This window comes from Mesorhizobium sp. M8A.F.Ca.ET.161.01.1.1 (assembly GCF_004792105.1).
Taxonomy (GTDB): domain Bacteria; phylum Pseudomonadota; class Alphaproteobacteria; order Rhizobiales; family Rhizobiaceae; genus Mesorhizobium.
Map to the genome: position 1 here is coordinate 22671 of NZ_SRTD01000023.1, position 12290 is coordinate 34960.

Genomic DNA, 12290 nt, shown 5'->3' on the forward strand with positions numbered 1-12290 from the left:
CCAAGCGGTCCTACTGAACGAGCACTGCCCGTCCGCAGGTCGCACCGGTGACGCGCACGTCGGCCTGGCCGACACCGACGCCCAGGGCTGAAAGCACATTGTAGAGCAAATCGTCGACGGGCGCCGTTACGGTGTTGAGCAGGGCCACCACTGCCGGTTTGACCGTTCCAAGCAGGGCGGTCAGATCGATGCCCAAACCAAGCGCATTGACCGAAAGCGACAGGTTGTTGACCAGCGACGTGGTGAGCGACTGCGAGATGTTTCGCGTCGAAACGGTCTTGATCGTCTTGTTGGCGATGTCGGTTGCGTTGAAGGTCAAGGTCTGCGGGCTGTTGTTGGTGATCGCGGTCGCGGCCGAACCCATCACCTGAATCAGCGGGATGTTGATCAGCAGGAGCTTCAGACTCACATCGGCGATCTCGGCGTCGGTGAAGGTCTGCGGCTGGCTGAAATCGGCGAAGCCGGACGGGTTGTTGCTGTTGGCCAGGTTCAAACGCGCAATGCCGGGGTGCGCGGCGATGGAGACATTGATGCTGGACGGCCCTGTCGGACAGCTTATGTCGGTCAGCTTGGCCTCGGCATAGGCGACTTCCACATTGAGCGGCAGATTGACGGCAAGCAGGCTGATGCCGCCGGCCAGGCTCGGCGTGCCGACACCGACGGAGGCCGTCAGCTTGATGCGCGTCTGGGCGGTCCGCACGACGGTGCCGATGCCATCGATGGCCAGCCAGGGCGAGGATTGCATCGGCTCCCCAATGGCGATGCTGAGCTTGGTGGAGAGCAGCCCCGGGATGGTGGCGCCGAGATCGATCGCGGCCTGGTTGGTGCCGTTGGCGAGTACGGCGGCCGCTGTCAGCATTCCCATGGCGCTTGCGTCTACGCCAAGGCCGGACGGCTGTTGCCCGAGGCCCAGGCTGCCGACGGAACCAAGGTCGACAAGACTGCTGAGTGGGATCTTGACGGTGCTGGTCGACTTGGAGGCGATGGTCTGCAAGGCGACCTTTGCGGTATTGCCGAGGCCAGGAACATTGGCCATGGCAGTAGCGATCTGGCCGACGGTCGCCTTCGAGGCCAGAACGTCGGAATAGGTGCCGGCCGTGATGTTCAGTTGTGTGCCGAGCGCACTGACGAAGGAAAGCACGCTTACGTCGGCCGAGATCAGTCCGTTGTAATCCATGACGCTGAGCGAGATGTTGCCGCCGAGAAGTCCGCTCAAAAGTGCGTTGAGGATGCCGCCATTGACGCTGAGCAATCTCGACCCTACCGAGAATGTCGCCTGCGGCGTCATGCTGGCGGTGGCTTGGGTGCCGATGACGGGAGTGGGGATCAGCGAGCTTGCGAAGTAGCGTTTGGGGATCTTAGCCAAAGTCACCCGGACGGCATTGTAAGGCGTCACGCCCGCCTGGAAGCGCTGGCTGACATTGGCGGTCGATGAGGCATATCGGCCTTGCGTAACCGTCACCACCGTCTTCCCGGTGGCCGCCGGGATGGTCTGGCCCGAAGCTTGAACAACGACACCCGGCATGCCGTTGTCGGTGAGCGTGGTGACGACCGCTGTGTTGACGTTGTTGATGTTCGAGGCGGCGGTGATCGCTGCCAGGTCGACTATCGCCTGGGCTTCCCGGCGCTCGGTGTAGATGGAGGCCTCGTCTATCGCCACCGCGGCCAGGGCCAGCGCGACCGGCGCGCTCAATGCGGTCATGACGGCGAAGTTCGCCTTCCTGTCCCCCATCATCGACCATGCAAGCCGGCCGATGCCCTTGCCCGCCCGCAGTTGCATTCAGATACCCCCGACCCTGATCGTTGACTGACGCTGGATGGTCGTCCCTGGCATGGCTATGCCCGGGAACAGATTCCAGATCGGCAGGTTGTGGGCATCGTACGAGATGGACACCACGAACTGGCTTCCGTCGGCCACACTGTCATTGGCCTGATAGGTCAGTTTGCTGGCGTCCACAAAGGGGTAACCGCCGGCGTTGTTGGCGAGGTAGCTGGCCACGAGCGTCTGGCGCTCGGTCTGGTTCACCCCGGCGATAGCCGTCCGGGCGGCGTCGGCTGCAATTTGCTGGATCGAATTGGCGGCGCCAAAATAGATGCCGTACGCAACCATCCCGAGCAAGAGAAGCATGAAGAGCGGCGACAGCAGGGCGAACTCGACCGCTGAAGTTCCCGAATTGTCTGTTCGGAACTGGCGCCTTCGGACCTTGGAAATGAGGTTGTGAACCATGGCTCCACCATGCCCAAGTTCGCATGCAGAAAGCGAAAACTCTGGACGCAACCAAAGGATGTGCTCGATTGAAGAAGACTCTCTAATTTAGTCATTTCTTCTGCAATCATGAGGCTTGACTTAGGGTCAATCAGTACTCGGTTGAAAAGATCTGACCTCCTGTCTAGTCTCCTGCCACCAGCCGCCGGAGGGAACCGGCGGCGCGCTCAAAGGAGCCAGACATCGGTTCCGGGGCGTCAACACGTAAAGGCGCGCCGATGGCAGCGCCGACAGGGAGAACTTCATGCTGAAAAACATGCTGAAGGCGACGGTGTTCGCCACGACCATGACCTTGGCTGCCGGTACGTTCTTGACGCCAGCCTTCGCCGAGACCGTCTATAACAGGGGCACCGCCGCTGAATCCGAATCGGTCGACCCACACAAGACCTCGACGGTCTATGAAGCCAACGTGCTGCGTGACCTGTTCCAGGGACTGGTCATGCAGGATGAGAAGGCCAACCTCATTCCGGGCGCCGCCGAAAGCTGGACGGTATCGGATGACGGCACGGTCTATACCTTCAAGCTGCGCAAGGACGGCATGTGGTCGGATGGCAGCCCGGTGACGGCGGACGACTTCGTCTATGCCTTCCACCGGCTGGAGGATCCGGCGACCGGCGCGGAATACGCCTCGATGCTGTATCCGGTGAAGGGCGCGGAGGACGTCAACACCAAGAAGGGCAAGCCGGAAGACATGGGCGTCAAGGCGATCGACGCCAACACCCTGGAAGTGTCCTTGAAGGCGCCGACGCCGTACTTCCTGGAGATGCTGACCCATCAGGCGACCTATCCGGTGAGCAAGGCCTCGATTGAAAAGCTCGGCGCCGACTGGATCAAGCCCGGCAAACTGGTTTCGAACGGCGCCTATACGCTCGCCGAATGGGTTCCCAACGACCACATGAAACTGGTCAAGAATCCGAAATTCTGGGACGCCGCGACCGTCAAGTTCGACGTAGTCAACTACATCCCGACCGAAGATCGTTCGTCGGCGATGAAGCGCTTCGAGGCCGGCGAACTCGACAGCTATGACGATCTGCCGACCGAACAGCTGGCCGACCTCAAGACCAAGTTCGGCGACCAGATCCATGTCGGACCGTATCTCGGCACCTACTACTATGCGATCAAGACCGACAAGGCGCCGTGGAACAATCCGGAGCTGCGCAACGCCATCTCGATGGCGATCGACCGTGACTTCATCGCCGAAAAGGTCTGGCAGAACTCGATGCTGCCCGGCTATTCGATGGTGCCTCCCGGCATCGAGGGCTACACGCCCGCAATGGCCAAATACGCCGACATGCCGCAGATCGACCGCGAGGACGCCGCCAAGAAAATCCTCGAGAAGCTTGGCTACACGCCCGAGCATCCGCTGAAGATGGAGATCCGCTACAACACCTCGGAAAACCATAAGAACACGGCAGTGGCGATCCAGGAACAGCTGAAGCCGCTAGGCGTCGACGTCACGCTGCTCAACACCGACACCAAGACCCACTACTCCTTCCTCGAGCAGAAGGGCGACTATGACGTGGCGCGTGCCGCCTGGATCGCCGACTACAAGGATCCGGAAACCTTCCTCGGCATCACGCGCAAGGCCAGCGGCAACAACTATTCGAACTACAACAGCCCGCAATACGAAGCGGCAATGGACAAGGCCGCGGCCGCCGGCGGCAAGCCCGAAGAGCGCATGAAGGATCTCTCCGCGGCCGAGCGCATCCTCATCGACGATGTCGGCCAGATCCCGCTTCTCTACTACAGCTACCACGATATCGTTTCCTCGAAGCTGCATGGCTTCGTCGACAATGTGATGGACGTGCATCCGTCGCGCTTCGTCAGCAAGGACTGATCCCTGGCCAAGCCGCCGCGCAACCGAATGCGCGGCGGCGCTGGTTTGCCATCGCATCGGCTCGGGAAGCGGAATCGATTTTCGGAAAGTTCGGTGCGAAGATTTGAAGGCTGGAGCGCAATCGTCCGAGTGGACGGGCGTGCTCTGGATCAAGCGGGGCACCGATGCTGCGATACGTATTCCGGCGGCTTTTGACCGCCATCCCGACGCTGTTCGTCATCGTGACGATGGCGTTCTTCCTGATGCGCGTCGCGCCAGGCGGTCCGTTCAACCAGGAGCGGGGTCTGAGCCCCGAGATCAAGGCCAATCTTGAAGCCCAGTTCGGCCTCAACGATCCGCTCTGGCTGCAATATGTCCACTATCTCGGCAATCTGCTGCGCGGCAATTTCGGCCCGAGCTACAACATGCCGGATTTCACCGTCACCGAACTGTTTGCCAAGGGCCTGCCCATTTCCGTCCAGCTCGGTGCCTCGGCGCTGATCCTGGCGCTGTTGCTCGGCAGCGTGCTCGGCACCATTGCCGCGCTTAACCAGAACAAGCTTGGCGACTATACGGTGATCGCCCTGGCGACCGCCGGCAGCACCATCCCCACCTTCGTCATCGCGCCGGTGATCCAGCTCCTTTTCGGGCTGACCTGGAGGCTGTTGCCGATCGGTGGCTGGGGCGACGGCGCCTTCATCAACAAGGTCGGCCCGGTGCTGACACTTGCCTTGCCGCAGATCGCCATCGTTGCGCGCCTGATGCGCGGCTCGATGATCGAATCGCTGCGATCCCATCATATCCGAACGGCGCGCGCGCTCGGCCTCTCCGACTGGTCGGTGGTGGTCAAGCACGCGCTGCGCGGCGCCATCCTGCCGATCGTCTCCTTCACCGGTCCGGCTGCGGCGGCACTGCTGACCGGCTCGGTCATCGTCGAGACGATCTTCTCCATTCCCGGAGTAGGCCGCTATTTCGTCGATGCCGCGCTCAACCGCGATTACACACTGGTGATGGGAACGGTGGTGGTGATCGCCATTTTCACCATCGTCTTCAACCTGATCGTCGACGTCATGTACGCGGTCGTCGACCCGAGGGTGCGCTATGACTGACATCACGGCCACGGCTCCCGCCATCGTTGGTCGCTCGCTTTGGGGCGATGCCTGGGCGCGCCTCAAGGCCAATCGCGCCGCCATGTTCAGCCTCTACTACCTCATTCTGATCGGTGTCGTCAGCGTCTTTGGCCCCTGGTTCGTGCCGCATCAATACACGACCATCTACGCCGACTATGTGCGCATGCCGCCAAGCCTGTCGGCCTACCCGAAACCCGATATGATCGAGACGGCGCTTGCCGAAGCGATCAAACGCATGCGGGTCGACATCAAGGAGTGGCACCAGGAAGGGAGCCAGGTCTTCGTCACGGTCAAGTCGACCAAGCCGATCGACGACCGCAACATCCGCTACCTCGACCGTTCCGATGCCTTCGACGACACCAAGATAGAGAGCAAGTCCCCCGACGGCCTCGAAGTGACGATGAGCGCATCGGTCAAGCAGCAGTATTTCCTGTTCGGAACCGACAACACTGGCCGTGATCTGTTGTCGCGCACGCTGATGGCCGGGCGCATCTCGCTTGCCATCGGCCTGCTCGCCGGCATCGTTGCGGTGGTGATCGGTGTGATCTATGGCGCCGCCGCCGGCTTTTCCGGCGGCAAGGTCGACGAGGTGATGATGCGCATCGTCGACGTGCTCTATTCCTTGCCGTTCATCTTCTTCGTCATCATGCTGGTGGTGTTCTTCGGCCGCAACTTCGTGCTGATGTTCCTGGCGGTCGGTGCCGTGCTGTGGCTCGACATGGCGCGCATCGTGCGCGGGCAGGCGCTGTCGATCCGCCGGCAGGAATATGTCCAGGCGGCGGAAGCCATGGGCATCGGCCAGCGCGGCATCCTGCTGCGCCATGTCATCCCCAACCTGCTTGGCCCCGTGGTGATCTACATGACCCTGCTGGTGCCGCAGGTCATCATCCTGGAGAGCTTCCTGTCGTTCCTCGGCCTCGGCATCCAGGAGCCGATGACCAGCTGGGGCGTGCTGATCTCCGTCGGCGCCAAGAACATCGGCACCGCCAACTGGCTGCTCCTGTTTCCCGCCTTCTTCCTCGTCTCGACGCTGTTCGCCCTGAATTTCGTCGGCGACGGCCTGCGCGACGCGCTCGACCCAAGAGATCGATAAAGATTGGGATCGGTAAAAAATGGGGATAGATAAAATGGGGATCGCTGACATGGCCACTCCCGAAACGATCCTCAGCGTCAAGGACCTGCGCGTGCGCTTCCGCACGCTCGACGGTGCCGTCGAAGCGGTCAAGGGCATCAACATCCATGTCAATGCCGGCGAAACCGTCGCAGTCGTGGGCGAATCCGGCTCCGGCAAGAGCCAGACGATGATGGCGGCGATGAGCCTGCTGGCCTCCAACGGCGAAGCGTCGGGCCATGTCGATTATCGCGGCCGCAATTTGCTCACATTGAGCAAGTCCGAGCTGAACAAGGTCCGCGGCCGCAAGATCAGCATGATCTTCCAGGAACCGATGACCTCGCTAGATCCGCTTTATTCGATCGGCAACCAGCTGATGGAGCCGATCCGCAGGCATCGCGGCCTGAGCGCCGCCGAAGCGCGTGAAGAGGCGCTCAAGCTGCTGCGGCTCGTCCATATTCCCGATCCGGAACGGCGGATGAAATCCTATCCGCACGAGATGTCCGGCGGCCAGCGCCAGCGCGTGATGATCGCCATGGCGCTCGCCAACGACCCCGACATCCTGATCGCCGACGAACCGACGACGGCCCTCGACGTGACCATCCAGGCACAGATCCTGATGCTTCTGGCCGAGCTGCAGCGCAAGCTCGGCATGGCGATCGTCTTCATCACCCACGACCTCGGCATCGTGCGGCGCTTCGCCGACCGGGTCTATGTCATGCGCCAGGGAGAGGTCGTCGAGGAAGGCGCGGCGGAAGCGATCTTCGCCAACCCGCAGCATGCCTACACCAAGATGCTGCTGGCGGCCGAGCCGACGGGGACCAAGGCACCTCCGCCCGCCAACGCGCCCGTGGTGCTCGAAGGCAGGAACGTCGAAGTCACATTCAGGATCGGCGGCGGGTTCCTGGCCGGCGAACCCCTGATGCTGCGGGCTGTCGATCACATCTCGATCCGGTTGCAACGCAACCAGACCATCGGCATCGTCGGCGAATCCGGATCGGGCAAATCGACGCTCGGCCGCGCCTTGCTGCGGCTGTTGCCGAGCGATGGGCTCATCCGGTTCGGCGATCGCGACATTTCCACGGCCGACCGGCAGCAGATGCGGCCGCTGCGGCGCCAGATGCAGCTCGTCTTCCAGGATCCCTTCGGCTCGCTGTCGCCACGCATGACCGTCGGCCAGGTCATCACCGAAGGGCTGCTGGTGCATGAACCGAACCTTTCGGGAAAGCAGCGCGACCAGCGCGCGGTCGAGGCGCTGCGCGAAGTCGGCCTCGATCCCAACGCCCGCAACCGCTACCCGCACGAATTTTCCGGCGGACAACGGCAACGCATCGCCATTGCCCGCGCCATGATCCTGAAGCCCAAGATGGTCGTGCTGGACGAGCCGACCTCGGCGCTCGACCGCTCGGTGCAGAAACAGATCGTGGAATTGCTGCGCAAACTTCAGGCCGACCACGAACTCTCCTACCTGTTCATCAGCCACGATCTCGCGGTGGTGCGCGCCATGGCCGACTACATCATCGTCATGAAGCAGGGCAAGATCGTCGAGGAGGGACCGACCGAGGCGATCTTCAGCAACCCGCAAGCGCCTTATACGCAGACGCTGATGAACGCCGCGATCGACGTCACGCGGTTCCGGTTGAGCGCGTGATAAGCCGCTGCAGGTGAGGCCCGTTCGCTCAGTCGGCCGAGCCGTCGCACTTGCGCGCGCGCACCGCGACAGCGGCATCCTGCTGTTGCTTCAACCGGTCGATCCTGGCCGTTTCACGATTGGCGACCGCCGTCTTCACGCGCGACCCGCCAAGCAGCCAGCGCGGCACGCTGGTGTTGGCGACCTTGCCGCGGGTGATCGCGGTTTGCGAGATGTCGCTCGCGTTGCTTCCCACGGCGCTGTTAAGCTCCGTGCAGCTCATGCTCTCGTATTTGGCCGGATCGGCCCTTCCGCCGATCGTCCCGCATCCGCCAACCAGGAGCATGGCAGCCAGAAGAACCGGTGCTGACCCTGTTGTTGAGATCAAATTCATATTCGCGTCCGGTTCGCCGTGTGCCGGCCCCCCTCATATTCGTCGGTCAAACTAGCGCGGATGCCCATTTCGTCAAAGTTTGACCGGCCGGCCGGCTCTGCGCTGGTTACCGGCCCGTCTCACTGTCGTCGAAAATTCTTACGCTGCTTCGGCGGCCAATCCGGCCATGGGGACACAACCGCCGCCGAGCACCATTTGGGCAATGTCGGCCGCGTTGTCATCGACATGGGCTGTCACCAGCACGATCCCTTCGCCGACACTGCGGCGCTCCGGCCTTCTGGCGGTCGCGACCAAGGGTCCGAGCAAGCCGCCGAGGGCGCAGCCGCAGAACGTGCCTGTCAGGGCCATCGCCGACAGCCCGGTTGCGAAAGGATTGATGCCGTAAGCAGCAAAAGCGCCCAGGCACGCCAACAGCCCGGCGGCAGCGCCAAGCATGACTGCCGGAGACTTCAGGACACCGATTTCGTCGTGGTAAGGCCCGATAATGGCGATCTGTACGCGCGGAACCCCGGCCGCCAAAAGGTCGCCGGCGATCCGGGTCGCTTCGGGATGGGATTCAAAAAGCCTGCTGATTGTTGGCATGGTCATTCAGGACGTGTCGTGTCCGTCAGCGCGTCGGTAACGAAGGATGCGGCGATCAAGTCGTCGCCATCGATCCGGCCTTGACCGTCCTCCATTACCGCCGCGACCTTTTGGAAGGTCTTGATTTCGCCCTCGGTGATCCGCGCGTTGCGCATCCTGCTCCGGAGGTCTGCCACGCGCAGCTGCAAGATATCGGATCTTGCGTCTTCACGATTCGAGATTGTGCTGGTCATTTATTCCGTCTCGTTTTTTGATGGTCCTCGCGCCCAATCAACCGAACTTGGAGCGCGGGCAAACGTTCCCGGTTAGGGCTTCGGTCTGGTAAGGCGCGGGACTTAAGTCTTGCACCAGGACGCAATGGTCTTGCCGGGCGCGGAGCCCGGTACGGCCGCTGTTTGCCGCCGTTTGTCCGCTAGCAGATTGTGGGAGGAAGAAGAGTGTTGACCAGGCGCGTTGGTTGCTCGCACCGATCTTCGCGATGGCCATCACTTTCATGGTGGCTGCAATAGTCCTCGGCTAACCTCCTCGCACATCGGCGCAGTCCAGTCCCTTCCTGCGCTGACAGGGTTCGCTCGCTCTTCCAAGTGGCGAGCGAACCCTGGATTTGGCACAAACCCTGGCTGGACTGGCCAGCGTCGGGAAAATTGCCTGACCCGAGCCGAGCTTCCATAACTTACCAGCGGTGATGAGGTATTCAGGACTGGCACGGTCCACTGCGCCTGGATTTTCAGCCGCGCATAGCGTGCCCGGGAAAGTCATCTGGTGGCCAGGCTTGATCGAGAGCCGGGCCACCAGTCGGTAATCAGTAACCGCCGTTTTCGATCACCACCGGGTGGTGGTGACGGTGGGTGGAGATGGAGCCGGTGACGACAACGGCATCCCGATCCTGCCGATAATGATGCCGGCGACCATGGTCGTAGAACGCAATCGTTCCGTGGTGACGGTGATGAAGCCGCTGACCTTCCTCGTTGATGATCCTGACGTGGTTGTGATGTCGATGATGGGTCGTGACGACAACGTCCGCCTCGGCGGCCGAAGCCAAAGCGGGCAATCCCATCGAAAACGCCAAAGCGCACATGATCATTGTTTTCACTGCAATTTCTCCATTGCCTTGATTAGCCCTTCGTTGGATACAACTGCCGCTGACCCCTTTGGTTCCGGGTTTCCCTGGGACAGGCGGGGACGTGCGGCAGGTCGAAGGGCGGCTATGGCGTCGCTGGCCAGGAATGCAAAAAACCGCAACATTTAGCCACCGCCCCCTAGCCATCCTCATGCCACGGCTAGTCGCGGCATCGCGTTCTCTACGGTTTCACTCAGGCTGCGGAACATTAGGAGGGTCTAACTGTTCTATCTCCGCGGCAGGCATCACAATTGAGGTCTGCTGAAGATCAGTCGGCAAAGGCTGATCGGCCCGTGTCCTCCGCCAGAGGCGCGGGCTCACCAGGCAACAGGAGAGAGACTATGAACAATATCATTTGGCTCGTTGGAGCGGTGGTCATCGTCATTGCGATATTGAGCTTCTTCGGCCTCCGTTAGGCGCCGCGCGCCATGCCCTGTCGGAGTGTGATCCGTGGCAGCGACGCCGCGAACACTCCCCGCAGATTGACCGGCACGATGCAGGAACCTCGTTGCTCATGCGTCATGCGAGGAAAGGGATTTCGTGTCCGTTCCCCGCGCTGAGGGAAAAGGCATCAGCCTGGACGCAGGCCTATCAGGTGAATCGCCGATTGCGCCAAAGTCGGGATGCGCTAATACATTGTTTTTCTGGTCGGAGTGGCAGGATTTGAACCTGCGACCCCCTCGTCCCGAACGGGCGGGTTAGGCAGCAAAAGCCCGGATTTCCGCCATTTCTGGTGTCGTCTGAAGGCCAATGTTCACGTTTATTTCCGGTATATCTGTGGGGTAACTGTGGGGTAGCTGGAAATGTTTTCCTTCTGTGCCGCGCGCGTGCTGACTGTCGTTTTGGGCAGGTTTCGCATCCGTGACTTGGAGACGATTGCCTCAGCGGCCTGGGCCTGAAAATCGGGGTGATGATGGCCATAAGTCTGAATGAGCACTTGAACGCTCATACCGAGGTATCCGGCCGCTGCCCAGGGATCGGAACCGCGCTGCATCAGCCAGGTCGCGGCCGTGTGGCGGAAAACGTGCGGGGTGATGTCTGTGCGGAAGACGCGCCGGGCGCTGCCGTGCGGTGTCGCAACCTCCTCATACCAGCCAAGTCCGGCTGCCTCGACCACCGAGCGGAAGGCCTTCTTGATCGACTGCACCGGTTTGCCGTTCCACTCGACCACGTAGTCATGGGCGATCATGCGGCCAATGCTGGCGCTTTTTCCGCGGCCCTTGGTCTTGATCTCCAGCGGTGTGCTCGCCCATCGGCGCACATGTGCCAGGAGGCGATCAGGCAGCCTGACGGGCGGTTGACGCTTCTTGGTCTCGCGGCGACCGCTGGCACGGCGGTAGAAAACGCCGCGTTCGGTGTCGACATGTCCCGCACCTTCCGTCCGCCGGACGGCCGCGCCGCAGATCGCGGCCGAGCGCGTGCCGGTGTAGAGAGCGACCAGGATGAAGCGCGCGACGTGGCGTGCGGTGCGACGATCGCTTGGCCTACCCTTCCATGACTGGCGCATGCGCCACGCGGCGCGAAGCAGGGCGGCTGCCTCGTCGCGGGTCAGCCAGCGGTCGCGCGGTGCTGCCTTCGCGGGCAGCACAATTGCCGGCGCAGAAGTTATGTAGCCTTCGCGATGATAATGGTTCAGCGCCGCTCTCAAATCCTCCAACTGACGCCTGGCGGCAGCGCCCTTGCCGTGTGCCTTGGCGTAATCGCGACACATCTTGCCATCGATGTCGCCGATTTTTTTGTCGCCGAACCACGTTAGAACAACGATCAGCCGTTCGGCGGTTTCCTTCGGCTTGGCGTGCGAGGGCGCGACGTCGGTAAGGTATACGCTTACGGCGTCTGCTATCGAGACCGTGGCGGAATCACGACCGCGCTCGCGGGCCGGTCGGTATTTTTCGGTAATGTGACTGGCGAGCCGCTTTTCAGCGCGTTCGCGTTCGCCAGTGCCGCCGCAAGCGCTGAGGAAGGTTGCGCCGTCGCGGATGAACCAGCCGGCTGCGTTGCGGAGCTTTCCGTCCACCCTTCTGCTTTCGGCGCGCCACACAAGGCGCGCCCCTTTCGACGTCCGCGGCATAGTTCTCTCATTTCTGCGATCGCTGCCAAAGTGACGTATTCCTTGCCAGCAATCAACTCTGTCTGAAGACGGCCAGCATCTCGTTCTTTTCGTAGACCTGCCGCACCCATAGAGCCGTCCGGAAAGGCGATTTCGGCAGCTATGTTAATTCGTAGGGGCGTACGGTCGTC

Annotated in this window: 11 protein-coding genes; 4 read left to right on the plus strand and 7 right to left on the minus strand. The window is 61.8% G+C overall.

Translation table 11 applies throughout. The annotated features are described in order from the left end of the window. Positions 1–10 precede the first annotated feature (10 nt). Together EN804_RS31460 and EN804_RS31465 are read right to left on the minus strand one after the other, a co-directional pair. On the minus strand, positions 11–1780 hold the full coding sequence (locus EN804_RS31460) for a pilus assembly protein TadG-related protein (RefSeq protein ID WP_135922036.1): 1770 nt from the start codon (positions 1778–1780) through the stop codon (positions 11–13). After that, a complete protein-coding gene (locus tag EN804_RS31465) occupies positions 1781–2227 on the minus strand; it encodes a TadE/TadG family type IV pilus assembly protein (protein WP_135922037.1) in 447 nt (148 codons plus the stop codon). 283 nt (positions 2228–2510) lie between these two features. On the opposite strand from EN804_RS31465, the gene EN804_RS31470 reads away from it, so the two are divergent. From EN804_RS31470 to EN804_RS31485, 4 genes are all read left to right on the plus strand, one after another. After that, positions 2511–4103, plus strand: coding sequence for a peptide ABC transporter substrate-binding protein (locus EN804_RS31470; protein WP_127871310.1), 1593 nt, complete (start codon positions 2511–2513; stop codon positions 4101–4103). A 164-nt stretch (positions 4104–4267) separates the two neighbouring features. Continuing rightward, positions 4268–5191, plus strand: a complete 924-nt coding sequence (locus EN804_RS31475; protein ID WP_127279557.1) for an ABC transporter permease subunit — start codon at positions 4268–4270, stop codon at positions 5189–5191. Further along, on the plus strand, positions 5184–6305 hold the full coding sequence (locus EN804_RS31480) for an ABC transporter permease subunit (RefSeq protein ID WP_135922038.1): 1122 nt from the start codon (positions 5184–5186) through the stop codon (positions 6303–6305). Before EN804_RS31475 ends, EN804_RS31480 begins: the two co-directional genes overlap by 8 nt. 49 nt (positions 6306–6354) lie before the next feature. Beyond that, entirely contained in the window at positions 6355–7974 is a 1620-nt protein-coding gene (locus EN804_RS31485) for an ABC transporter ATP-binding protein (protein WP_127871312.1), read from the plus strand. A 28-nt stretch (positions 7975–8002) separates the two neighbouring features. Here EN804_RS31485 and EN804_RS31490 read toward each other — a convergent pair whose 3' ends face one another. From EN804_RS31490 to EN804_RS31510, 5 genes are all read right to left on the minus strand, one after another. Beyond that, positions 8003–8347 carry a hypothetical protein gene (locus EN804_RS31490; RefSeq protein ID WP_135922039.1) on the minus strand — a complete coding sequence of 115 codons (345 nt, stop codon included), beginning with the start codon at positions 8345–8347 and terminating at the stop codon, positions 8003–8005. 138 nt (positions 8348–8485) lie between these two features. After that, positions 8486–8935 (minus strand): hypothetical protein, encoded by a 450-nt coding sequence (locus EN804_RS31495; protein ID WP_246693510.1) that lies wholly within the window; start codon positions 8933–8935, stop codon positions 8486–8488. Further along, the gene (locus tag EN804_RS31500) at positions 8932–9162 is read right to left on the minus strand and encodes a hypothetical protein (protein WP_135859898.1); all 231 of its coding nucleotides are present in this window, start codon (positions 9160–9162) and stop codon (positions 8932–8934) included. Before EN804_RS31500 ends, EN804_RS31495 begins: the two co-directional genes overlap by 4 nt. Positions 9163–9731: 569 nt before the next feature. After that, positions 9732–10022 (minus strand): hypothetical protein, encoded by a 291-nt coding sequence (locus EN804_RS31505; RefSeq protein WP_135922040.1) that lies wholly within the window; start codon positions 10020–10022, stop codon positions 9732–9734. A 787-nt stretch (positions 10023–10809) separates the two neighbouring features. Then, complete coding sequence (locus tag EN804_RS31510) at positions 10810–12090, minus strand: tyrosine-type recombinase/integrase (RefSeq protein WP_246693511.1); 1281 nt, start codon at positions 12088–12090, stop codon at positions 10810–10812. Positions 12091–12290 lie beyond the last annotated feature (200 nt).

Excerpts from the sequence above, each read along its gene's own strand:
- EN804_RS31500 (WP_135859898.1), bottom strand. The coding sequence starts at position 9,162 with ATGACCAGCACAATCTCGAATCGTGAAGACGCAAGATCCGATATCTTG.
- EN804_RS31475 (WP_127279557.1), top strand. The coding sequence starts at position 4,268 with ATGCTGCGATACGTATTCCGGCGGCTTTTGACCGCCATCCCGACGCTG.
- EN804_RS31465 (WP_135922037.1), bottom strand. The coding sequence starts at position 2,227 with ATGGTTCACAACCTCATTTCCAAGGTCCGAAGGCGCCAGTTCCGAACA.
- EN804_RS31495 (WP_246693510.1), bottom strand. The coding sequence starts at position 8,935 with ATGACCATGCCAACAATCAGCAGGCTTTTTGAATCCCATCCCGAAGCG.
- EN804_RS31480 (WP_135922038.1), top strand. The coding sequence starts at position 5,184 with ATGACTGACATCACGGCCACGGCTCCCGCCATCGTTGGTCGCTCGCTT.
- EN804_RS31470 (WP_127871310.1), top strand. The coding sequence starts at position 2,511 with ATGCTGAAAAACATGCTGAAGGCGACGGTGTTCGCCACGACCATGACC.
- EN804_RS31460 (WP_135922036.1), bottom strand. The coding sequence starts at position 1,780 with ATGCAACTGCGGGCGGGCAAGGGCATCGGCCGGCTTGCATGGTCGATG.
- EN804_RS31490 (WP_135922039.1), bottom strand. The coding sequence starts at position 8,347 with ATGAATTTGATCTCAACAACAGGGTCAGCACCGGTTCTTCTGGCTGCC.
- EN804_RS31485 (WP_127871312.1), top strand. The coding sequence starts at position 6,355 with ATGGCCACTCCCGAAACGATCCTCAGCGTCAAGGACCTGCGCGTGCGC.